The 21,413-nt window shown below is 60.8% G+C and carries 21 protein-coding genes and 1 tRNA gene; 5 read left to right on the forward strand and 17 right to left on the reverse strand.

The annotated features are described in order from the left end of the window. The first annotated feature begins 131 nt into the window (after positions 1–131). Entirely contained in the window at positions 132–1,886 is a 1,755-nt protein-coding gene (locus tag L7A20_RS02970; RefSeq protein ID WP_237222359.1) for a pyruvate dehydrogenase, read from the forward strand. Positions 1,887–1,959: 73 nt separating this feature from the next. Here L7A20_RS02970 and L7A20_RS02975 read toward each other — a convergent pair whose 3' ends face one another. Continuing rightward, a complete protein-coding gene (locus L7A20_RS02975) occupies positions 1,960–3,156 on the reverse strand; it encodes an acetyl-CoA C-acyltransferase (RefSeq protein WP_237196799.1) in 1,197 nt (398 codons plus the stop codon). A 177-nt stretch (positions 3,157–3,333) separates the two neighbouring features. On the opposite strand from L7A20_RS02975, the gene L7A20_RS02980 reads away from it, so the two are divergent. Next, a complete protein-coding gene (locus L7A20_RS02980) occupies positions 3,334–3,837 on the forward strand; it encodes a MarR family winged helix-turn-helix transcriptional regulator (RefSeq protein WP_237196801.1) in 504 nt (167 codons plus the stop codon). On the opposite strand, the gene L7A20_RS02985 is transcribed toward L7A20_RS02980, so the two are convergent. From L7A20_RS02985 to L7A20_RS02995, 3 genes are all read right to left on the reverse strand, one after another. Then, positions 3,838–4,320, reverse strand: a complete 483-nt coding sequence (locus L7A20_RS02985; protein WP_237196803.1) for an NUDIX hydrolase — start codon at positions 4,318–4,320, stop codon at positions 3,838–3,840. It abuts the gene before it with no gap. A gap of 63 nt (positions 4,321–4,383) precedes the next feature. After that, positions 4,384–4,920, reverse strand: a complete 537-nt coding sequence (locus tag L7A20_RS02990; RefSeq protein ID WP_237196805.1) for a prepilin peptidase — start codon at positions 4,918–4,920, stop codon at positions 4,384–4,386. A gap of 18 nt (positions 4,921–4,938) precedes the next feature. Continuing rightward, on the reverse strand, positions 4,939–5,700 hold the full coding sequence (locus L7A20_RS02995; RefSeq protein WP_237196807.1) for an isoprenyl transferase: 762 nt from the start codon (positions 5,698–5,700) through the stop codon (positions 4,939–4,941). 186 nt (positions 5,701–5,886) lie between these two features. On the opposite strand from L7A20_RS02995, the gene trhA reads away from it, so the two are divergent. Beyond that, a complete protein-coding gene (trhA, locus tag L7A20_RS03000; protein ID WP_237196808.1) occupies positions 5,887–6,627 on the forward strand; it encodes a PAQR family membrane homeostasis protein TrhA in 741 nt (246 codons plus the stop codon). A gap of 80 nt (positions 6,628–6,707) precedes the next feature. Here the strand turns inward: trhA and L7A20_RS03005 are convergent, their stop codons facing one another. Together L7A20_RS03005 and mca are read right to left on the reverse strand one after the other, a co-directional pair. Then, positions 6,708–7,052, reverse strand: a complete 345-nt coding sequence (locus L7A20_RS03005) for a hypothetical protein (protein ID WP_237196812.1) — start codon at positions 7,050–7,052, stop codon at positions 6,708–6,710. A gap of 89 nt (positions 7,053–7,141) precedes the next feature. Further along, a complete protein-coding gene (gene mca, locus L7A20_RS03010) occupies positions 7,142–8,101 on the reverse strand; it encodes a mycothiol conjugate amidase Mca (protein ID WP_237222360.1) in 960 nt (319 codons plus the stop codon). 151 nt (positions 8,102–8,252) lie between these two features. On the opposite strand from mca, the gene L7A20_RS03015 reads away from it, so the two are divergent. Both L7A20_RS03015 and greA read left to right on the forward strand, forming a co-directional pair. Further along, positions 8,253–8,663 (forward strand): DUF4307 domain-containing protein, encoded by a 411-nt coding sequence (locus L7A20_RS03015; RefSeq protein ID WP_237222361.1) that lies wholly within the window; start codon positions 8,253–8,255, stop codon positions 8,661–8,663. 158 nt (positions 8,664–8,821) lie between these two features. After that, positions 8,822–9,322 (forward strand): transcription elongation factor GreA, encoded by a 501-nt coding sequence (gene greA / locus L7A20_RS03020; protein WP_237187219.1) that lies wholly within the window; start codon positions 8,822–8,824, stop codon positions 9,320–9,322. A 217-nt stretch (positions 9,323–9,539) separates the two neighbouring features. Here greA and ilvA read toward each other — a convergent pair whose 3' ends face one another. The 11 genes from ilvA to eno all read right to left on the reverse strand — a co-directional run bounded on the left by ilvA (position 9,540) and on the right by eno (position 21,319). Beyond that, positions 9,540–10,799: a threonine ammonia-lyase gene (gene ilvA, locus L7A20_RS03025; protein ID WP_237222362.1), complete on the reverse strand. Its 1,260-nt coding sequence runs from the start codon at positions 10,797–10,799 to the stop codon at positions 9,540–9,542. A 19-nt stretch (positions 10,800–10,818) separates the two neighbouring features. Further along, the gene (locus tag L7A20_RS03030; RefSeq protein WP_237222363.1) at positions 10,819–12,072 is read right to left on the reverse strand and encodes an AI-2E family transporter; all 1,254 of its coding nucleotides are present in this window, start codon (positions 12,070–12,072) and stop codon (positions 10,819–10,821) included. Between the two features lie 151 nt (positions 12,073–12,223). Then, a complete protein-coding gene (locus L7A20_RS03035; RefSeq protein WP_237222364.1) occupies positions 12,224–13,126 on the reverse strand; it encodes a Bax inhibitor-1/YccA family protein in 903 nt (300 codons plus the stop codon). Between the two features lie 112 nt (positions 13,127–13,238). Further along, positions 13,239–14,117 (reverse strand): HAD hydrolase family protein, encoded by an 879-nt coding sequence (locus tag L7A20_RS03040; RefSeq protein WP_237222365.1) that lies wholly within the window; start codon positions 14,115–14,117, stop codon positions 13,239–13,241. Between the two features lie 301 nt (positions 14,118–14,418). Continuing rightward, positions 14,419–14,492: transfer RNA gene (locus L7A20_RS03045), tRNA-Leu, on the reverse strand. 68 nt (positions 14,493–14,560) lie between these two features. Then, positions 14,561–15,946: an NAD(P)/FAD-dependent oxidoreductase gene (locus L7A20_RS03050; protein ID WP_237222366.1), complete on the reverse strand. Its 1,386-nt coding sequence runs from the start codon at positions 15,944–15,946 to the stop codon at positions 14,561–14,563. A 190-nt stretch (positions 15,947–16,136) separates the two neighbouring features. Next, positions 16,137–17,567: a S8 family peptidase gene (locus L7A20_RS03055; RefSeq protein WP_237222367.1), complete on the reverse strand. Its 1,431-nt coding sequence runs from the start codon at positions 17,565–17,567 to the stop codon at positions 16,137–16,139. A 9-nt stretch (positions 17,568–17,576) separates the two neighbouring features. Continuing rightward, positions 17,577–18,533 carry a Ppx/GppA phosphatase family protein gene (locus tag L7A20_RS03060; RefSeq protein WP_237205931.1) on the reverse strand — a complete coding sequence of 319 codons (957 nt, stop codon included), beginning with the start codon at positions 18,531–18,533 and terminating at the stop codon, positions 17,577–17,579. Between the two features lie 64 nt (positions 18,534–18,597). Then, complete coding sequence (locus tag L7A20_RS03065) at positions 18,598–19,179, reverse strand: DUF501 domain-containing protein (RefSeq protein ID WP_237222368.1); 582 nt, start codon at positions 19,177–19,179, stop codon at positions 18,598–18,600. A 43-nt stretch (positions 19,180–19,222) separates the two neighbouring features. Next, the gene (locus L7A20_RS03070) at positions 19,223–19,873 is read right to left on the reverse strand and encodes an FtsB family cell division protein (protein ID WP_237222369.1); all 651 of its coding nucleotides are present in this window, start codon (positions 19,871–19,873) and stop codon (positions 19,223–19,225) included. Positions 19,874–20,038: 165 nt separating this feature from the next. Beyond that, on the reverse strand, positions 20,039–21,319 hold the full coding sequence (eno, locus tag L7A20_RS03075) for a phosphopyruvate hydratase (RefSeq protein ID WP_135013140.1): 1,281 nt from the start codon (positions 21,317–21,319) through the stop codon (positions 20,039–20,041). Between the last annotated feature and the right edge of the window lie 94 nt (positions 21,320–21,413).

Here is a 21,413-nt window from a genome sequence, read left to right on the forward strand (position 1 = left end):
TTGTGCGCCTCTCTTGTGAACTAGCACTCAGGGGCGCGTGACCACATAGATAGTTCAAGAATAAACAAAAGCAAGATCGATAGGAGTAGACTGTAGAAAAGTAAGGGTACAGATTATTGAAAGGTTGCCCCGTGAAACTCGCTGATCAACTCATCCAGCAACTCATAGACGCCGGCGTAGAGCGCATCTACGGCGTGGTGGGAGACTCCCTCAACCCCATCGTTGATGCAGTCCGTGCCAGCGGCGGCTCTGCTAAGGGCGGCATCGACTGGATTCATGTACGCCACGAAGAGGTCGCGGCTTTTGCCGCAGCCGCAGAAGCACAGGTTACCGGTAAACTCGCCGTCTGTGCAGGGTCCTGCGGCCCCGGCAACACCCATCTCATTAACGGTCTCTACGACGCGCACCGCTCTGGCGCGCCCGTCCTCGCTATCGCCTCCCACATCCCCTCAGCACAAATCGGCACCAGCTACTTCCAAGAAACCCACCCTGACCGCCTCTTTGCCGAGTGCTCCAGCTACTCAGAGATGGCCATTAACCCCGCTCAGACTCTGCGCATCATGAACTCTGCCATGCGTCACGCGGTTGCCAACCGCGGCGTTGCTGTTGTCTCAATCCCTGGCGACATTGCTGCCGAGGACGCCGTAGACTACGTACCCGCTTGGGGCGACATGCGCCGCGGCACCATGACCCCCGACCAGGCAACCGTCCACGACATCGCCAACCGTATCAATGCCGCAGACAAAGTCGCTATCTTTGCAGGTATCGGGGCTAAGGGAGCCCACGATGAGCTGGTTGCCCTGGCCGATGCCGCCGCCGCGCCGGTGGGTCACTCCATGCGGGGCAAAATGTACGTCCAGTACGACAACCCCTTCGATGTGGGCATGACCGGGCTTCTGGGCTACGGTGAGGCTGCTGAGGGCCTTAAAGAAGCAGACCTGATGCTCCTGCTCGGCACCGATTTCCCCTACGATCAGTTCCTACCCGATACCGACACTATCCAGATTGACCGCTCCGCCCAGGTACTGGGTCGCCGCACCAACGTGAGCTTGCTGGTTGAGGCTGATGTTGCAGCGACCCTGCGGGCCGTCCTGCCTCTTATCAAGCGCAAGAAGAATCGCTCCTTCCTTGAGCGCCTGCTCAAGAAGAACGAAAAAATCATGACCAAGGTCGTGGGTGCCTATACCAAGAAGCCCTCGAAGAAGGGCCCTATCCACCCCGAATACGCTACGGCGATCCTGGATGAGCTCGCCGCCGACGATGCTATCTTCACAGCAGATACCGGCATGTGCAACGTGTGGACGGCCCGCTATATCACGCCCAACGGCAAGCGTGAGCTACTCGGTTCATTCCTGCACGGTTCCATGGCTAATGCCCTCCCTCACGCCATTGGCGCTCAGGTTGCTGCCCCGGATCGTCAGGTTATCTCGGTGTCGGGCGACGGGGGTCTCTCCATGCTTCTTGGCGACCTGCTCACCGCCCGCATGTATAGCCTGCCCCTCACCGTGGTGGTCTACAACAACTCCACCCTCGGCATGGTCAAGCTCGAGCAGCTAGTTCAGGGCTTCGAGGACTACGGAGTTGATGTGCCCGATACCAACTACGCTGCCATCGCCACCGCCATGGGCTTTGAGGCAGAGCGCGTTACCGACCCCCAGAAACTGGAAAAGGCGCTCTCTCATGCCCTAGCCCACCGAGGCCCGTCCCTCGTTGAGGTTATTACCGACCCCAACGCGCTCTCTATGCCGCCCGAGGTGGAAGCCTCACAGATTGTTGGGTTTGCGACTTCGCTCTCCAAAATTGCCCTCAATCGCGGGGCCGGTGAAGCTGTAGCAATGGCTCGTTCTAATCTGCGCAACGCTAGCGCCTGGCGTCAGCTCACCTAAACCAGTTTTCATACAACTAGAGGTGGGGCCCGTTCTGCGGGTCCCACCTGTTTTAACCTCGTAGTACAAGAGATTAGTCTGCGCGAAGAATCAGGGCATCACCCTGGCCACCGCCACCACACAGGGCCACAGCCGCGTAGGTAGCATCGGGCTTCTGGTTGAGGGCGTGAGCGGCATGAACCACCAGGCGGGCGCCGGACGCTCCCACCGGATGTCCCAGAGCAATAGCACCACCGTGGGGGTTGACCTTCTGCAGGTCAAGACCGAGTTCACGGGCAGAGACCGCAGAGACCGCTGCAAAGGCCTCGTTGATTTCCACGTGGTCTAGGTCGGCCGCGGTTAGCCCGGCTCTGTCAAGGGCAGCGGCGATAGCGCGGGAGGGCTGATAGTGCAGCACGTTCTCGGGGCCAGCGGTATTAGCCCAGGCGAGGACGGTGGCCAGCGGCTTGATTCCGTTTGCTTCAGCAAATTCGCGGCTTGAGAGCACCAGGGCCGCTGCCCCGTCAGAGAGCGGGGAGGCATTCCCCGCGGTAATCGTGCCGCCCTGCTCAAAAGCAGGCGGCAGTTGAGCGAGTACCTCGACCGTGGTTCCCTCGCGCACTCCTTCATCCGCCCTGACCTCGGTGACTTGCCCCTTGCGTCCTTTCACCTGCACCGGGGCAATTTCGGCCTCAAAAAGCCCGGCGGACGCCGCGGCGTGGGCCCGCTGGTGGGAAGCGGCCGCGATGGCGTCCTGCTCCTGGCGGGTCACCTCAAAACGGGCGTTAGACCCCTCGGTCAGCACGCCCATCGACTCCCCGCTCTGGGCATCGGTGAGGGCATCACGCTCAACGGCATCGAGCACGCTGGTAGCACCGAAGACCCTGCCCGCACGGAAATCCGGCAGTAAGAACGGGGCACGAGACATGGACTCCTGGCCGCCCGCCACAGCGACCTGAACCTCGCCCGAGCGAATCAGCCGGGCGGCATCTATCACCGCGCGTAGACCCGAGAGGCAAACGCTATTGACCGTCACCGCAGGGGTAGCCACGGGGATACCGGCAGCACTTGCGGTCTGTTTGGCGGGGTTCTGCCCCGCACCGGCCTGAACCACCTGGCCAAAAATCACAGCTTCAACCTGTTCAGGGGCTAGAGTGCTGGCCTTGAGCGCCTGAGCCAGAGCCCGGGTGCCCAGTTCAACGGCGCTCAACGATGAAAGGGCCCCCATAATCTTGCCCTGGGGGGTGCGGGCAGCACCGATAATGACAACGTCCTTGTTGTGGGTCTGCATGTTTCTTCCTTCTGCAGCAGCGTCGCTGCACCGGCTATCTCATGATTTTCTTAGAGACTAGCCCCCGGCGCCATGTCGGTCAAGAGTAGACCAATGGATAGCGTGACCGCCACGGTTTATACCTGTAATAGGCGGCTTATTTTTCCCTCACAGCCGCCCAGTGAGTAGGCTTAAGGAATGGAACCATCATCCCGTAACCACACTTACTGGTCTTTCATCGACCAGGTCACCGAGAACCTCGGTGGTTTAGAGGAACCCGTCAATGTTGACGCTACCCTGCTTGCCATGTCGCTAAACCGCGCATCTGTGGCCATCACCCACGATTTTGAGTCGAAAGTGCACCGCCCTGCCGGTAGCTCCTGGGCTGCCTACCGGGTGCTTTTTGCCCTCTGGAACTCGGGGGCGACGTCCGCTAGTTCCCTGGCTAATATCACCGGCATGACCAGGGCTGCTGTCTCAAACATCAGCAAGCCCCTAGAGACCAAGGGGTTGATTACCAAGGCTAAGGACCCCGAGGACGGGCGTGGCACCCTTGTTGAGCTCACCCCCGCCGGTACCGACTTCGTCAGCTCTATCTTTGCCCAGCAGAACCAGCTTGAAACCGTGTGGGCCGAGAAACTGACCCCCGTTGAGCGCACCATGCTGGTTGAGCTGCTGCGGAAGCTCTCAGCCGAAGCCTAGCTACCGCGCTTCTAAATCGAATCGGGCGCCGTTCTGCCAGTGCAGGGCGGCGTCGATTCTATCGAGCATGCGTTCGCTACAGTAGTCGGCGAGTTTCTCCACCGGCACCCACTGCACCTGGCTCGACTCTTCATCATTCACCCGGGCCTGCCCCGATACATAGCGGCAGTAGAAGGTGTGATCCAGAAACTGGCAGCGGTCCCCGTTGCCGAAGGTCATGGGCGGGTCGGCTTTCAGCTGGGCAAAGCCCACCACCTCGATGATGACGCCCGCTTCTTCTTCAGCTTCGCGCAGGCAGGTCAGGGCGGGGTTCTCGCCGGGGTCGACGATGCCGGTGACCGGCGTCCAGGCCCCGGTGTCGCTGCGACGGACCAGCAGAATATCGCCGTTGTCCCTCTGAATTACAGCTGTAGCACCAGAGAGCCAGAGCATGTCGGAGCCGATTTTAGCCCGCAGGTCGGTAATGAATGGTGGGGTAGGCATAGTGTCCTTTCGTGTAATGGGGGCCGGCGCGGACGCCCGTGGCAGCAGACCGCGCTTGGCTAGTTAAGTGGCGGGGAAGAAAAGAGCGATGGTGGTGCCTAACAGCATGAAGGGACCGAAGGCTATGTGGGTACGGCCGGTAGCGCGACGAGTCACTATGAGCGCTAGAGAATATAGCCCGCCGGTGAGGAAAATAAGCAGGTTGCCCCAGAGCAGGTTCAGGGGCGAGAAATAGGCCAAGAGCAGGCCCAGTACCCCGGCCAGTTTTACATCGCCTAGTCCAAGTGCCCCGCGAGATGCTAGGCGCATGAGCGCGTAAAAACCAAACATCACCGCTGACCCGTAGGCTGTCTGCCTAGCCTGGGCAAAGGAGTCGGGGGAAGCTAGTAGGATCACCCCAAAGAGGGGTAGGCCCAGCAGGGCGTAGAGGGGAAGGACAATACGGTCAGGAAGACGATGCTCACGCACATCAATCACCCACAGACGGGTAGCTGCTACCAGGTAGCACGCCACCACCCAGACCAGGAGCACACAGGCAAGAGCCGACTGCCAGCGTCCGCCCAGACCCTCTACTGCTAGGTTATATATCTGTTCGAGCACATTTGCTCCCGGCCACTATTAAGAGCCGAACCTACGCTGACGCTGAGCATAGTCGCGCAGGGCCCGCAGAAAATCAACCCGGCGGAAGTCCGGCCACAGGGCCTCGCAGAAATAGAACTCGGAGTAGGCCGACTGCCAGGTCATAAAGCCAGAGAGACGCTGCTCACCAGAAGTGCGGATTAAGAGATCGGGGTCGGGCATGCCACTGGTGTAGAGGTGGCGGGAAATATCGTCACTGGTCAGGCTCTTTGCAAGTTCTTCCAGGCTATCCCCCGAAGCTGCTGCTTCTCGCAGTAGGCCGCGCACGGCGTCCGTAATCTCTTGGCGCCCACCGTAGCCAACAGCGATATTGACCTGTAAGCCGCTCACAGCCGCTGTTTGCTCAACGGCCACCTCGAAAGCAGAGCGCAGGCTGGTAGGTAGAGATTCGAGCTGACCCACCGGGCGAATGCGGGCTAGACCGCTGGCAGCTAGCTTTCCCACGAACCCCTCAATAACCTCAACCAGATCATTGAGCTCATCACTGCTACGCTTGAGGTTCTCGGTCGAGAGCATATAGAGGGTGACCATCGGAATCTTGAGCTCCGTACACCAGCCCAGAAATTCGATAATACGGGCAGCACCGGCCTCGTGGCCGTGCTTAGTGCTCTCCCCCAGCAGAGCAGCCCAGCGGCGGTTACCATCAACCAGCACACCGATATGCTGGGGCAGTTTCTCCGCTGGAATCCCAGAAATCAGGGACCGCTCATACACCGTGTACAGTGGCTGCGGTAGCTTCATGTGCTGCTCCTGGTCTGAAGGTGGCCGGGGTTCTTACCTGCTCATTCTACCTGTAAGACCGGGGCGGGTAGGCTCCTTAGCCTCGTCTGCGGTGGTTAGGCGGACGCTGCCCTGGGCTGCTGCCCTCAGGTTCAGCTTCTAGCTACCCCCTAGACCGCACTTATTTTGAACTGCCATACTAAATATATGGCTTCACGTGTTCACCGCTCCCAGACCACCGGCTCCTCAACTACACCCCACCCGAGCGTCCTTGACCGGCTCACCGATGTTCAGCGTGAAGTCATCGACTTCTACCGCGAGAACGGTAAGCCCCTGCTGCGGGGCTGGATTCATGCGGGTTTCGCGCCCGTGGCCTTTATCGCCGGCATCGTGCTGATTGCCCTCTCCGGCGGTGGCCTGGTGGGGATTGGCTGCGCCATTTTTGCCCTCACCGGCGTCCTACTCTTCGGCATCTCCGGCATCTACCACCGGGGCTTCTGGTCAGCTAAGACCCGCATGCTGCTCAAACGTCTGGACCACGCCAACATCACCCTGCTCATTGCGGGTACTTACACCCCGGTGGCCCTTACCCTCCTAGAAGGCACTCAGCAGGCAGTGCTGCTCTGGAGTATCTGGGGCTGCGCCCTGTCGGTCACCCTCTTCAGAGTCTTTTGGACCGGGGCTCCCCGCTGGCTCTACACCCCCATCTACGTTGTCATGGGGCTCATGGCGGTCTTCTACCTGGGGGATTTCTGGCAGGTCTCACCCGTCGCCACTATTCTCATCGCCACCGGCGGGGCCAGCTACATCATCGGCGCTATCTTCTACGGCACCAAGCGACCCGCTATGGCCCCGCATATTTTCGGGTTCCACGAGCTCTTCCATGTCTTTACCGTGCTCGGCTTCATCCAGCACTACATTGCCGTCATGTTCTGCATCTTTGTATAGACGCACCCCGTGACCTTCAAACTAAAGGACGCCCCACCCGGGTAGGGTAGGGCGTCCTTGAGTTTATCTTCTCGAAGAAACTAGTGGGGGCGGCGCAGATGATCCTGAGCCACCACTGCCTCATCGCGCACGGTGGCGTGAACGGGCTCCTCGGTTTTCCCCTGAGCCGCAGCCTCAGCGGCTGCCCGTTCCTCAGCCTCACGGGCAATGGCGTATTCACTGCGGTAGCGCAGACGGCGAGCGCGGCGGGTCAAATCTAGCCCCAGCAGCACGATGGCGATTGCCAGGCAGAAAGTGACGATGAAGCCCACGATACCGGGTGAGCCGCGGAAGGACCCGTCGGGGTTGACCGTGGTAATGACGGTGGGGGTCGCTTCGGCTGCAAGAATCGTAAGAGATACAGGAATCAGGGCTGACACTGTCAAGGTTTCCTCTGGTCTGGGTCTGGGGCGCAGGGGCCGCCTTTAGGCGGTCACCCCTATTCTACGCGGTGGGGCTGGGCCTTTCCTGCTCTTTAGGAGCGGTAGTCGATACCGGTTGAGAAGCAGGTTTCCGGCACCTCGCTCTTCACCCGGCTGTGGGCCAGCACGTAGTCTTCGAAAGGCCAGATTTTACGCTGCATCTCGGGAGAGACGGCAAAGAAGGCTGAGTCCGGGGCGACCTGGGACTGATGGGCGTGCAGGGCCTCATCTCGTTTCTCAAAGAAGTCTGCCGATGAGATCCGGGTGGTGGTCTGGTGGCGGGAGACCGGCGGGCGGTGCCCCTCAATGTCTTCTTCCATTGACATAGCAATCCACTGCGCGAAGGGTGACTCCAGGCCTGCTTCTTCGAGATAGTGGTGGAAGGCCAGCATGCGGTCGTAGTTGAAGGCCCGGTCGTAGTAGATTTTGGACACCTGCCAGGGCTCACCGGTGCCGGGGTAGGCGTCCGCGTCCCCCGCCTTCTCGAAGGCTTCCATGGAGACCCGGTGGGTCATGATGTGGTCGGGGTGGGGGTAGCCGCCGATTTCGTCGTAGGTGAGGATGACGTGGGGCTTGAAGTCACGCACCAGGCGCACGAGCGGGGCGGACGCCTGCTCAAGCGGCAGGCTGGCAAAGGAACCGTAGGGCAGCGGGGGCAGGGGGTCACCCTCGGGTAGGCCCGAATCGACGAAACCGATCCAGCGGTGCTCAATACCCAGCACGGCTGCGGCTCGCTTCATCTCAAGACGGCGGACGCCCGCCAAATCGCGGTGGGCAGCCGGGTTGCTCTTGACCGCTTCGTTGAGGATGTCTCCCCGTTCGCCACCGGTCATGGACGCCACCATCACGCGGGCCCCGCGGGCCACGTAGGCTGCCATGGTTGAGGCCCCCTTTGAGGACTCATCATCGGGGTGGGCGTGGACTGCCAGAATACGCAGGCCGGTGTAGTCGTCCTTGAGCGGCGCTAGCAGGGAGGGGTCAAAGCCGGGTGCGGGTGATTCAGTGTTGCTCATGCAAAACTCCATTAGTGCGAAGGTGGCTCGAGTAATGTTTGGGGTATCGTAAATGAGGAAGGAACCCGCATTCAAAGACACTGGTCAATTCTACCTGGCGTGGTGGGGCTCCTCATTTTCTCTATTACCCCGTATGAAAGGTGTGGGCTTGATGACCGCCCCTGACCTATCTGCCCGTTATGGCACGACCCGCCAGCGTGCTGCCCTACCCCAGTGGTTCTGGTACGGGTTGACCCTGGTAGCTGTACTGGTGGGCATCGCCTTTGTGGTCTGGGTACAGTCGGACTCCAGCGATGATCCCACCGGCCGTGATGTTGGTTTTACCCTCACCAGCGCTGATGAAGTCTCAGTTACCTTTGAGGTCAGCAAACGGGCCGAGGATACCGCGGTCTGCGCAGTCAAGGCCCTTAACACCTCGGGTGCCCCCGTCGGCTGGAAAGAAGTCGCGATTGGCCCCTACGCCGATGAAAACGGCAACGGCATTTCAGTGCAGACCGTGCAGTTCAGGGTACTGGGCGAAGCAACCACAGCCACCGTCGATAGCTGCTGGAAGGTTGATTAAAGCCCTTTCTCTCTAGGGGTAAAGTTAGGGAGCTTACCCCGCCTATGGGTAGACTAGGCTCACGACTGACCTTTTACACGGGGCCCTCTCTAGCCCCGTCCGCATACAGGGTCCCCAGCCACAACGGTTTCGGGGCCTTGCTAACAAGGAGTAAACACATGGCAGAAAACGAAGGCGCTTGGCTCACTCAGGAAGCCTACGACAAGCTCAAGGCTGAGCTTGAGCACCTCTCCGGCCCCTACCGCCAGGAAATCATCGACCGTATCTCAGCGGCCCGCGACGAGGGAGACCTCAAGGAAAACGGCGGCTACCACGCAGCCCGCGAAGAGCAGGGCAAGAACGAGGGCCGCATCAAGCAGCTGCAGCACCTGCTCGAAACCGCCCAGGTATCAGACAAGCCCGCAGCCGATGACGGCGTAGTTGAGCCCGGCATGGTCGTTGAAGCCGATATCGCCGGCAAGACCATGACCTTCCTGCTCGGTTCCCGCGAAGTAGCCGACACCCTGGTCGGTGGCTCCGACCTACAGGTCTTCTCGGAGAAGTCCCCCATGGGTGCCGCCATTAACGGCCACAAGGTGGGTGACGAGCTTTCTTACGAGGCCCCCAACGGCAAGCAGATCCCTGTCAAGATTGTCTCTGCTAAGCCCTTCCAGGGCTAAACCTGCCCGCCGGTAGATAAACCGAAGCCCGGGCGTCCGCCCCTCGAAGGAGGGAAAGGACGCCCGGGCTTCAGTTTGCGTTGAGGGGCAAGATTTAGACGCAGGATATTTGCCGGCAGCCTGCTGGCTTTCGGGGCTGGCGTGAATCACTTGTGAGCGCAGCGAACCGGTGAGAGGGTCGCAGGCAAAGGCAAATATTCTGCGTCTCAGAAATCTTTTAGTAAACCACAATCGGCTTGTAGCCCTCAGCTTCTAGGGCCGCGATGACTTCCTGGCAGTGCTCTACGCCCTTGGTTTCCATGTCGATGGTGATGGAGACATCGCCCATGGAGAGGGCGCCACCCAGTCGGGTGTGGTCCACACCGGTGACGTTGGCGTCGTGCTCCGAGATGATGCGGGAGATGGTGGTGAGCTCGCCGGGGCGGTCGTTGAGCATGAGCTTGATGGTCATGTAGCGACCCGCAGCCGACAGGCCTCGCTGAATCACCTTGAGCATGAGCATGGGGTCGATGTTGCCTCCCGAGAGCAGGCAGACCGTGGTGCCTAGGTCGCCGTACTTTTCTTTGAGAGAGCCGCTCATCAGTGCCGCTACAGAGACCGAGCCTGCCGGTTCAACGACCAGCTTGTTGCGTTCCATCAGGAAGATGAGGGCGCGGGCAATTTCGTCTTCAGAGACGGTGTGCACGTCGTCCACCAGGTTCTTGATGATGGTGAAGGGGAGCTGGCCGGGGCGGCCCACCGCGATGCCATCCGCAATGGTAGAGACCTTTTTCAGGGGTACCAGTGCGTCTGCCGCGAGAGAGGGCGGGTAGGCTGCCGCGTGCTCAGCCTGGAGGCCGATGATGCGGATTTTCTTACCCAGCTTTTCTTCCAGCGAGCGCACCGCGATGGAGAGCCCAGCCAGCAGGCCGCCGCCGCCGACACCCACCAAGATGGTGTCAACGTCCGGAACCTGTTCCAGGATTTCTAGGCCCAGGGTGCCCTGGCCTGCGATGATGTCTTCGTTGTCGAAGGGGTGCACAAAGACAGCACCGGTTTCTTCGGCGTAGCGCTTGGCTTCTGCCAGGGCTTCGTCCACGTTCACGCCGTGTAGCACGACCTCGGCCCCGTGGCTGCGGGTCGCTGCAATCTTGGGCAGGGCCGCACCCTGGGGCATGTAGATACGGGCGGCGATGCCAAGACGAGAGGCGGCCAGGGCTACGCCCTGGGCATGGTTGCCTGCCGATGCTGCCACCACACCCACGGCCTTTTCAGCCTCGGTGAGCTTAGCCATGCGCACATAGGCACCGCGTACCTTGAAGGAGCCAGAGCGCTGCAGGTTCTCACATTTAAGGAAGACCTCCGAGCCAATCTGCTCGCTCAGGGCTCGCGAGTGAGCAACGGGGGTGCGTTCGATAACGCCGTCAAGTAGGCGGGCGGCATCTTCAATCTGGCCTAGGCTCACGGGGAGCTCAACCGGGGCGGGTGCTTCTTGCATCGTTACCTCGTCTTGTCTCTTACTTCTGGGCGCCGTTGTTAGTGGCCTCTAGAGCATCTTCATCGGCTTTTTCGGCTTCCTTAATGCGGTTGAGGCGTTCCTTGACCTTCTCAGCGATGGCCTTTTTCTCGCGGCGTTTAATCTCGTGGGGGTAGAGGAACTCCTCCTCGCGAATATGGGGGTCGTGCTCCCATTCGCGGCCAGCCAGGTAGCGGATCACGGTGTTGACCACGGCCAGGACGGGCACGGCGAAGAGAGCGCCGACGATGCCGTAGAGCATGGAGCCTGCGACCACAACGATGACGACGGCCAGGGGGTGCAGGGCAACTGCCTTGCCCATCACCAGAGGCTGAAGGATGTTGGATTCAATCTGCTGCACAATCAGCACCATGGCCAGCATGATAAGGGCGTTGACCAGGCCGTTAGCGACCAGGGCTAGCAGGACGGCGATAACACCGGTCAGCAGCGCACCAACGACGGGAATGAAGGAGCCCAGGAAGACCAGGACGCCCAGGGGCAGCGCCAGGGGTACGCCCAGGAAGAAGGCTGAGAGGCCAATACCGATGGCGTCAACGGCGGCCACGAAGACCTGCACACGCACATAGGAAACCAGTGAGGTCCAGCCACGACGGCCAGCACCGTTGACAGCGCGGCGGGCGTTGCGGGGGAAGAGCTTGACGATGAAGAGCCAGATCCGTTCACCTTCCATGAGGAAGAAGATGAGAGTGAAGAGAACAATTACCATGCCGGTACCGATATCGGCTGCGGTAGAACCGACGCTGGCTACCCCGTTGAGGATGCTGGAGGTGTTGTCCTGCAAGGTGGTGACCAGCTGGCTGATGTACTGGTCAATCTTGTCTGCCCCCAGGTCGATAGGCAGGTTGTTGAGCATGGCAACAATCTGGTTCCAGCCCTCGACAACCTGGTCAGACAGGGATGAGAAACCAGCGGTCAACTGCTGGCCTACCAGCGCTAGTAGACCAATGACACCGGCGATAAGACCCAGTTCAGTAATTGCGGTAGCGATACCGGCGTGGATTCGGTTGCGACGGAGGAAGTAGACAACCGGCGACATGAGACCGGCCAGCAGGGCCGCAATCATAATCGAAATGACGATGAGGGAGATCTTAGCCAGCATCCAGTAGAGAGCTGCGGCTGCAATGCCCACAATCATCAGACGCCAAGACCAGGCTGCTGCAATCTGCAGGGCAAAGGGCACCTGACGGTCAGATGCGGTCTGCCGGGCAGGGGGTTCAGGAATAGTGACACTCATACTTTCTATCTTCCCACGTTTCCTTACTATCTGCCCCGCGCTAGCTCGTATCCCGGGCATAAGCGTGACGAAACTCGCCCGGGGCAGAAGCACAGTTGCTTCTGCCCCGGGCGAGGATTTTATCTCTAGCGCTCTAGAAGGAGTCTAGGTTTTAGTCGTCTGCCATAGCTCGAACGTAGTAGAGAATACGCAGAATCTCGATGTAGAGCCAGACCAGTGACACGATCAGACCGAAAGCGATACGCCATGATTCGCGCTCAGGAGCACCCATCTTGATAGCTTCAGAGGCGTGGGTGAAGTCGAGCAGCAGGGAGTAGGTGGCCAGCAGCACGGCGAAGAGACCGATAATTAGGCCCAGGGGGATGCCCATAACCTCAACGCCGCGTGCGTTGAAGCCGAAGAAGAGTGAGGCTACGAGGTTGATAAGGCAGAAGACAGCGTAGGAAATCGTCGCAATCATAAAGAAGCGGGTCATCTTGGGGGTTGCCCGCACCTTTCCGGAGCTGTAGAGCGCCAGAATAGTAGCAAAGACAATAACGGTTGCCATGACTGCCTGAAGCACGATACCGGGGTAGGAAGCCTCGAACATGCGAGAGATACCGCCAACCAGCAGGCCTTCCATGACCGAGTAGGTCATGACCAGGGCAGGTGAGACCTTCTTCTTCAGGGCGTTGACGAAGCCCAGTACCAGGCCGCCGATGAAACCAACGAACATGAGGATGGGCATGTACCAGGCGAGTACAGCGCCCACTACCACCAGGCCCAGGTTCAGGCCGGTTTTCATGATGATGTCGTTGATGGTGATGCGGTTGGTATCGACGGGGCCGGCGGTACCAGCGTTGTACATGTCGTTGAGCTGGCCAGCTGATACCTGCTGGTTCTCGTACCCGTAGGGGGCCTGCTGGGTGTAGCTACCCTGCTGGTAGGTCCCGTAGGGGTTCTGGGCCTGCTGGCCGTAGGGGTTGGCGGTGGTGGTGCCGCCAGCACCGAACTGCCCGAAGCGGGGGTCGCCAGCGGGCTTGGTCATGTTGTTGATCAGGGGGTTACCTGCCACGGCTGTTGTCTCCTAGTGGTAATAAGTAGTCGTGGTAAAAGTCTTGTACTCTACCCTACCGAATCTTGGTCGGCTTTTCTTCCCGTTTTTCTCAGGGCGTGAGCGGCTGAGGTTAGGCGGTGAGTTCGGCTTCGAGGAAGTCGAGGACGGCTCCGTCGTTGTTGGAGCCAATGGTTAGGTCTGTGACCGGGGCGAGGGCCGGGTCGGAGTGCTCCATGGCGATAGCGCGCCCGGCGTAGCGGAACATTTCAAGGTCGTTGCCAGAGTCGCCAAAGGCCGTGGTCTGTTCGGCGCTCAGCCCCAGGTGCTCAGCTAGCCAGGCCAGGCCGTGGCCCTTGTGGTTGCCGTCCAGAATCAGGTCGATAGCCCCGAAGCCACTGGAGGTCGCTGCGATTCCTTCAGGTAGGGCATCGTGCAGCTTTTCGATGGTCTCGTAGATTCCCTCATCCGGGTCGGCGTTCAGGGCGATCTTGACGATAGTTTCGGTGATGGTGGTGGGGTCGTCGATGGCTTCTACGTTGGGGTAGAAAGGACGAATCGCGGTGATGGGGTTTTCAGGGTCCCAGCCGGGCAGGTCAATGCCGACCTTGGTGACTTGTTCGTGCACGCGTCCGGCGATGGTCGCTAGTCGGTCGCTGGGAACAAAAGAGTGGTGACGGCAGGAAAGAATAATGCCCAGGGCGGGGAAATTTTCGAGAGCCGTCAGTGCCTGGTTTACCAGGTCAGGGCTAAAACCCCACAGGGCTAAGTCGGTGCCCTGGTTATGAATAATGGCACCGTTCTCTGCGATGTAGTACAGATTCTTGTGGTGTTCATACCCGGCCAGGTATTCCTCGATTTTTGGCATCTGGTTGCCGGTTGCTACCGCCAGGTAGGAGCCCTGTTCAGCTAGCAGGGTCAGGACGCGGTCTAGCTGCTCGTGCTTGTAGGTTTTGTGATCGGTGAGCAGGGTTCCATCGAGATCAACAGCGTAGAGATGAGGTGTCTTCATAGCTTCTACTCTATCGAAAACCCTAGGAGCCGCAGCTACTACTGCCGCAGCGTCCTTTTCCCGAACCTAGAAGTTCACCCTACTCATTCTCTCTTGACCCTATAGATTATCTCGGGGTCAAGAGAAAAAGTATGGGGTGGTATAACTGGCTAAAAATAAATGGCATGTCTGCGCTACGCGCATTATGGCGTCAGCACAGTTTCAGCTGGCTAAAATCGCCACATCGGTGGCGATTTTGAACGCCAGGCTACAAAAAAGAGAGTACGCCTGCGCTTTGCGCTTGACGTACTCTCCATTTTTGTAGCCCCACCGGGACTCGAACCCGGAACACAAAGATTTTAAGTCTTCTGCCTCTGCCAATTGGGCTATAGGGCCTTGAGCGGGCACCCGCCGGGCCTCACCCGGCGAGCGCTTTCGCTTATACCTTTATACCAGAAAAGTTCCTAGAGCTTTGCCTTGGTCTTTTCGGGTGCGGTGCCGGTAGCCTGCTGGAAGGCGCGGCGGGGTGAACGCTGGTGACGGATTGATGAGGTGTCGCGGCCGAAGATCTGGTTGAGTGCCCAGGTGGCCATGACGCGTGCGGTGCGTTCGGTGGTGGGGATAGCGGTGCCGTGGTAGCCGCGGTGCATGAGCCAGGCGATGGGGCCGCCGATGGTCTTGCCCTTAAAGTTAGCTACGCCCTTCCACAGGCCCAGGCCGGCAACGACGCCGATGGTCTCGTGGTAGTAGTCGGTCAGTGCTTCGCCGCGGCGCTTGGCCAGCAGGTTTTCTGCCAGCTTGAGGGCCTGGCGGGAGGCGTGCTGAGCGTTGGGGACGCAGAAGCCGCCGACGCCGCCACCGGAGAGGTCGGGTACAGCTGCGTTGTCGCCTGCTGCCCAGGCGTCCTCGATGATGCCCTCATCGCCTGCAACGCGCAGGTCGGCCTGTACGCGGACGCGGCCGCGCTCGTCGATGGGGAAGTCGGTGTCCTTGAGCATGGGGGACGCTGCGACGCCGGCGGTCCAGATCAGGGTGTCGGTGTCGAGTTCACCGGCGGGTGACTTGTCGCCCATGTTGATGAGCTGCAGGTGGCCGTCGGTGGCGTCGGAGAGTGAGGTGTTGAGCAGGACCTCGATGCCGCGGGCGCGCAGTTCAGCGACAACCTTTTCGGCGCGGTCTGCGGGGACCTCGGGCATGATGCGGGGGGCTGCTTCGACCATGACGAAGCGCAGGTCTGAGATGCGCAGGCGGTCGTTGCGGTTGACGGCTTTGCGGGCCATGTCTTCAAGTTCGGAGATGGTTTCGACGCCTGCGAAACCGCCGCCGACGATGACGAAGGTGAGGGCGCGGCGGCGCTCGTCCTCGTCGGTGGTGAGGGAGGCGATTTCGATGCGCTCGAGTACCCAGTTGCGGACGGAGACTGCTTCTTCAACGGTCTTCATGCCGATGGCTACCTCGGCTAGGCCGGGGATGGGGAAGGCACGGGTGACGGCGCCTGCGCCCAGGACGATTTCGTCGTAGGTCAGTTCGAAGGTTTCACCGGCGTTGATGGGTTCGATGGTTGCGGTCTTGGTAGCGTGGTTGATTGCTACGACGCGGCCGCCGATGATTTCTGAGTCGCGCAGGTGCTGGCGCAGGGGTACGGTGGCGTTGCGGCCTTCCATGGAGCCTGCAGCTACTTCGGGGAGGAAGGGCTGGTAGGTCATGTAGGGGTTGGGGTCGACAACGGTGACGACGCCGCCGGACTCCTTGATGACCTTCTGGATCTTCTTTGCGACGGTGAAGCCGACGTAGCCGCCGCCGACGATGAGGACGCGGGGGCGGTCCTGTGCAATCTTGTTGAATGCCATGCGAGTTAACTTCCTGTTGGTGTAGTGCCGGTGTTCCGGCAAAAAGTCTCCATGCTTATATTGCCACTTTTGCGGGGTTTAAGCATAGTTTTGGGCGGTGTATTTGCTGTGAGCGTTTCTTGCCCTGCCGGTGTCTAGCCTTTCAGAGCAGGGTGAAGATTTGATGAAGGCTAGATGAGGTGGGCGCGGGCTAGCGGCGACGGCTGCGTTTGATGATGTTGGTGAGCTGGTGGATGGAGCCGAAGGTGATGATGCCGACCCAGAGGGCGAAGGCGGCGAGCACGATGAAGGGTAGGATGCCGGAGTCTTCAACGGGGCGGACGGGAGTGGGGGCGGCTGCTTCTGTGATGGTTTCGCCGACCTGGTGCACGGGGGTTTCGCTGGCACTGGGCGCAGCTGAGGCGGTGTTTTTGCGGTGGACGTTGATCCAGTCGCTCATGGAGCCGAGCGGGTTGGTGTCGGTGTCGTCCGGGGTGGAGCTGGCCAGGGCGGCTTTGGGGTTGATGATGCCGTAGCCGTAGAGGGCGTCGCGTCCGTCCGCCCCTGCATCGTCGCTGGAAGCTATGATGCGCTGGATCACCTGGTTGCCGGTTAGGTCGGGGTATTCCTCCATGATGAGGGCAGCAAGACCGGCGACGATGGGAGCGGCCGCTGAGGTGCCCGACCAGGTGGCGTACTTGTTGTTGGGGATAGCGCCGATCATGGACTCACTGGGAGCAGATACCGCTATAGAGATGCCTTGGGAGGATGAGGACCAGGAATCCTGCTTGTTCTTATCGACGCCGCCGACGGTCAGCACCCCGGGCATGGTAGCGGGGGCGCCCACTTGGGTGAGGCCGGCACCGCGGTTGCCGGCAGAAGCGATGATAATGACGCCTTTTTCTTCGGCGTAAGCAAAGGCTGAGTCCCAGGACTGGGGCCAGCTGGTTTTATCGGATCCAACAGACAGATTGATGATATCTGCTCCCTGGTCGACGGCGTAGCGCACGGCATCGGGAATCTGCTCATCGACCGAGCGGGTAGTGGCACCGGTGGTACCGAGTTCTAGGGCAATAGGCAAAATGGTGGCATCGGGTGCTACCCCGATCATGCCGGCTGACTCGCCGGGTTCGCCGGAATTAGCGGGAGTGATGCCGTCATCGTGGCCGTGGCCTGCAATCACAGAGGCAACCAGGGTGCCGTGTTCGGGTTCAACGCCCAGGCCCTTCCAGCCCTTGTTCTTGGTGGTTCCGGTCGAGGCATCGTAGCCGCTCACCACGTTACCGGTGAGATCTTGGTGGGTGCCGTCCACACCGGTATCGATCACAGCCACCGTCACCCCCTTACCCGTGGTCTGCTTCCACAGGTCGGTAAAGCCGTACTGGGTCAGCCAGTACTGGCGGGCACGGATAGAGTCGCCCTTTGGTGCAGCGATGGTGGGCACCGAGGCCAGGGCACTGGGGCTGGCGCTAGCCTTAGACGTCGCCGTAGCTGAAGCGCTGGCTGTGGGGCTGGCGCTGGTGCTAGCCGAGGGGCTCGCCGTGGTGGCTCGGGCAGGGAGGGCACCGAGCGTCAGGGCGGTGGCTAGAGCCAGGCTACTTGCGAGCAGGGCGGTGCCGGTGGGAAGTCGCCGAAAGGCCATGGACGGCTCCTAGCGGCTGGCACGTTCGGCAACCGACAGGGCCAGACCATCGAGGATGTCTTTTTCTGAAGCGATAGCGCTGGTGACCGCTCCCCCGGTGAGGGCGCTGATGCGCTCAACGATGCGGGCCCAGACAACCGACCCTGCAGGGATGACGTCCACCCGGCCCTCGTGCATGTAGGGCAGGGCGGCACGCTCGGCGCTGGTCATAGCGACCATATCGGCAGCGGCCCGGGAGATGTCCTTAATGGCGATCTCGGCGCGGTCGATTTTTTCGGGGTCATAGGCGTCAAGCCCCATCGCGTGGGCTGCCACGGTGGTGACGGTTCCCGCCACGCCCACAACGCGGCGGGCCGCCGATAGGTCAACGGAGGCACTTGCGGTTGCAATAGCCCGGTCGGTATCTGCAATGACGCGGGAAACCTGGGTGACATTGGCAGGGTCGGAGCTAATATGGCGTTCGGTCATACGCACGCAGCCGATATCAACCGAACGAGCTGCGGCCAGGCCGTCCTTGTTTCCCAGCACGAACTCGGTGGAGCCGCCGCCCAGGTCAATCACCAGGGTCATCTCGTCGGTATTGCCCACCGACGAGACGGCACCGGCAAAGGACAGTTCTGCCTCTTCCCGGCCGGTAATGACCTCGGGTTCTACCCCAAGAATCTCGCGGATCCCGTCGATGAAAATCTGGCGGTTGCCCGCGTCCCGGGTGGCGCTGGTGGCGGCAAAGCGTACGTGCTCTACCCCGTACTCGCGCAGCAGGTCGGCGTATTCGCGGGCCGCGGCAAAGGTGCGTTCCAGGGATTCTTTGGCCAGCCAGCCGGTGGCGTCCACGCCCTTGCCCAGGCGCACAATTTTCATGCGACGCTCAAGGTCGGTGAGCACAAAGCCCTCTTCGGTGGCTTCGGCCTCGGCGATGAGCAGGCGAATTGAGTTAGTTCCGCAGTCGATAGCGCCAACGCGCATGGTTACTCCCGGTGACTCGTAGGGCAGGTATAGGTGATGTATGGGGGCGGACGCCGGTGGGCGACTAGTTACGCCAGGCGGGGTCGCAGTGGCAGGTTTCGGAGGTCCACCACTCGGCAATCAGGTCGAGGGTTGCGTCGCCGTAGGGGTTGATGCCGCGGCCAACGGCCAGGGTGTGGCCGAGCACGGCGTGCAGGCACTTGACGCGGGTGGGCATGCCACCGGCTGAAACGCCCTCAATTTCGGGTACTTCTTCTAGACCGGCCTTGACGCGAATACGTTCGCGCTCTGCCAGGTAGTTCTCGTGGGCGCCCCGGTAGGCGGCTGCCTTGCTCTCGTCGTCGGTGACTTCATCGGTCATCTCGTACATGGCGCCCTCCGCTTCGAGGCGGGAGGCTGCGGCGGTGATGACGGGGTGGGCCAGGTAGAAGGTGGTGGGGAAGGGTGATCCGTTGGCCAGGCGCGGGGCGGTGGCGGCGACCAGGGGATTGCCGCAGACGCAGCGGGCCGGGATTTCCACGACATCGCGCACGGTGCGCCCCAGCTGGGCTGAGAGCACTTTCAGGTCAAGCTCGGTGGGGGTGAGGGTTTCGGCGGTGACGCCGAAGCCGTGGGGCTGGTGGTCGGTGCTCGCTGGTGTGGTCATGGTGTCCTTAGAAGATGGTGCTGGTTTCTCTAGTCTAACGGCGCTAGCGGTTGGTGGCGGTAGCGCTAGAGCTAGCTGAGGGGCTGGCGCTGGGGCTGCTTGAGGCGTCGGGGCTCGGGCTGCTGACGGAGGTGTCTTCGGCGGCCAGCTGCAGGGAGCCCCAGAGTTTGGTGGTCCAGGAGTCTTCTGGGGCGGTTTTAGCGGCCGCGCTGGTGTCGTCCGCCAGCTCGCTGGTGGAGTCCACGCCTACCACCAGGTAGGGGGTCTCCCCCGGTTGTACATAGAAGAGACGGCTGCGGGCCTGCTGTTTGACGTAGTTGTCGTCCTGCCACCAGCTGACCTGGGCGTTTAGTGAGTCCTGCTCGGCTTGTAGGGCGGCGATGCTGGCCTTGGCGTCGTTGATTTCGTTTTGCTGGCGGATGAAGGAGGTCAGCGGGGTGTAGACCGACAGGGCGATAATCACCAGCACGATGGCGAAGGTGATGAAGTGCCCGCTGAAGGAGTGGGCAGCTACCGGAGTGCCCAGCTCCTGCGAGGGGGTTTCTGCGGTGGTCTCGGCGCGCAGGGGCTTAGCTGCCCGGGCACGGCGGGGTTTGGCCTGCTTTTCCCGGGAGGGGGCGGACGCCGGCTTCCCCAGGCCGAAGCCAAAAAAGGCTGCGATGGGGTTGGGTTTCTTACCCGGTGTGCGTGCCATAAGTGCTCTTCCTGCCCTCTCGTCCGTGATTTTCCTATTTTACCGCCTGAACTGGGCACCCGCTGAACGGTTCCTGCCTTCGCCCTTAAAGGGCAGTGCCCCGGCCAGGGGCAACCTGGCCGGGGCACGGGCGTCCTTACTCTCTTACCTTAGAGAGTGGGCAGACTACTTTGCGAAGCGGGGGAAAGCACCCTTGCCTGCGTAAACAGCCTGATCGCCGAGCTCTTCTTCGATGCGCAGCAGCTGGTTGTACTTAGCAACGCGCTCGGAACGGGCGGGAGCACCGGTCTTGATCTGGCCGGCGTTGGTAGCAACAGCCAGGTCAGCGATGGTGACGTCCTCGGTCTCACCGGAACGGTGGGAAACCATGCAGCGGTACTCGTTGCGCTGAGCCATGCTCATAGCGTCGAAGGTCTCGGTCAGTGAACCAATCTGGTTTACCTTCACGAGCAGGGCGTTAGCAGCGCCACCCTCGATGCCCTGAGCCAGACGCTCGGGGTTGGTCACGAAGAGGTCGTCGCCAACAATCTGAACCTTGTCGCCAATTTCGGCGGTGAGGGTCTTGTAGCCGTCCCAGTCGTTCTCGTCCAGGGGGTCCTCGATGGAAACGAGGGGGTACTTAGCAACCAGGTCAGCGTAGTAGGCAGACATTTCAGCTGCGGACTTCTTCTGGCCTTCGAAGTCGTAGGCACCGTCGTTGTAGAACTCAGAAGAAGCGACGTCGAGAGCCAGGGCGATTTCTTCACCGGGCTTGTAGCCGGCCTTCTCGATAGCCTCAATGATCAGGTCAAGAGCTGCAGCGTTGGAGTCGAGGTTGGGAGCGAAGCCACCCTCGTCGCCCAGACCGGTGGACAGGCCACGGTCGTGCAGAACGCTCTTGAGAGCGTGGTATACCTCAACGCCAGCCTGCAGGGCAGCGGAGAAGGTGTCGAAGCCGATGGGGGCGATCATGAATTCCTGGATGTCAACGTTGGAGTCAGCGTGTGAGCCACCGTTGAGGATGTTCATCATGGGAACGGGCAGGACGTGAGCGTTGGGGCCGCCCAGGTACTTGTAGAGGGGCAGGTCTGAGGACTCAGCCGCTGCCTTAGCAACGGCCATGGAAACGCCGAGGATAGCGTTTGCGCCGAGCTTGCCCTTGTTGTTAGTGCCGTCCAGGGCGATCATGGCTGCGTCAACAGCGCGCTGGTCGGTTGCGTCGATGCCGATAACCTCTTCAGCGATTTCTTCAATCACTGCAGAGACAGCGCCGAGAACGCCCTTGCCCAGGTAAACAGCCTTGTCGCCGTCGCGGCGCTCTACGGCCTCCCACTCACCGGTGGATGCGCCTGAGGGAACTGCTGCGCGGCCAAAAGCGCCGTCTTCGAGCAGAACCTCAACCTCAACGGTGGGGTTGCCGCGTGAGTCAAGAATCTGACGAGCGTGAACTGCGGTAATCAAAGCCATGAAAATGCTCCTTGAAGGATGAGAAATGAAAATGGCTATATAGCGCTACAGCCGGTTGCTGATCGGGCCGTGGAGCCCGCGCGCGTTTATGCCC

Origin of the sequence: Rothia nasimurium (genome assembly GCF_928381415.1) — a bacterium.
Taxonomy (GTDB): domain Bacteria; phylum Actinomycetota; class Actinomycetes; order Actinomycetales; family Micrococcaceae; genus Rothia; species Rothia nasimurium_H.

What these genes read in the sequence shown, in the direction of transcription:
- L7A20_RS02975 (WP_237196799.1), bottom strand. Translation starts at nt 3,156, where the DNA reads ATGCAGACCCACAACAAGGACGTTGTCATTATCGGTGCTGCCCGCACC.
- L7A20_RS02980 (WP_237196801.1), top strand. Translation starts at nt 3,334, where the DNA reads ATGGAACCATCATCCCGTAACCACACTTACTGGTCTTTCATCGACCAG.
- L7A20_RS02985 (WP_237196803.1), bottom strand. Translation starts at nt 4,320, where the DNA reads ATGCCTACCCCACCATTCATTACCGACCTGCGGGCTAAAATCGGCTCC.
- L7A20_RS02995 (WP_237196807.1), bottom strand. Translation starts at nt 5,700, where the DNA reads ATGAAGCTACCGCAGCCACTGTACACGGTGTATGAGCGGTCCCTGATT.
- trhA (WP_237196808.1), top strand. Translation starts at nt 5,887, where the DNA reads ATGGCTTCACGTGTTCACCGCTCCCAGACCACCGGCTCCTCAACTACA.
- mca (WP_237222360.1), bottom strand. Translation starts at nt 8,101, where the DNA reads ATGAGCAACACTGAATCACCCGCACCCGGCTTTGACCCCTCCCTGCTA.
- L7A20_RS03015 (WP_237222361.1), top strand. Translation starts at nt 8,253, where the DNA reads ATGACCGCCCCTGACCTATCTGCCCGTTATGGCACGACCCGCCAGCGT.
- greA (WP_237187219.1), top strand. Translation starts at nt 8,822, where the DNA reads ATGGCAGAAAACGAAGGCGCTTGGCTCACTCAGGAAGCCTACGACAAG.
- ilvA (WP_237222362.1), bottom strand. Translation starts at nt 10,799, where the DNA reads ATGCAAGAAGCACCCGCCCCGGTTGAGCTCCCCGTGAGCCTAGGCCAG.
- L7A20_RS03030 (WP_237222363.1), bottom strand. Translation starts at nt 12,072, where the DNA reads ATGAGTGTCACTATTCCTGAACCCCCTGCCCGGCAGACCGCATCTGAC.
- L7A20_RS03040 (WP_237222365.1), bottom strand. Translation starts at nt 14,117, where the DNA reads ATGAAGACACCTCATCTCTACGCTGTTGATCTCGATGGAACCCTGCTC.
- L7A20_RS03050 (WP_237222366.1), bottom strand. Translation starts at nt 15,946, where the DNA reads ATGGCATTCAACAAGATTGCACAGGACCGCCCCCGCGTCCTCATCGTC.
- L7A20_RS03055 (WP_237222367.1), bottom strand. Translation starts at nt 17,567, where the DNA reads ATGGCCTTTCGGCGACTTCCCACCGGCACCGCCCTGCTCGCAAGTAGC.
- L7A20_RS03060 (WP_237205931.1), bottom strand. Translation starts at nt 18,533, where the DNA reads ATGCGCGTTGGCGCTATCGACTGCGGAACTAACTCAATTCGCCTGCTC.
- L7A20_RS03065 (WP_237222368.1), bottom strand. Translation starts at nt 19,179, where the DNA reads ATGACCACACCAGCGAGCACCGACCACCAGCCCCACGGCTTCGGCGTC.
- L7A20_RS03070 (WP_237222369.1), bottom strand. Translation starts at nt 19,873, where the DNA reads ATGGCACGCACACCGGGTAAGAAACCCAACCCCATCGCAGCCTTTTTT.
- eno (WP_135013140.1), bottom strand. Translation starts at nt 21,319, where the DNA reads ATGGCTTTGATTACCGCAGTTCACGCTCGTCAGATTCTTGACTCACGC.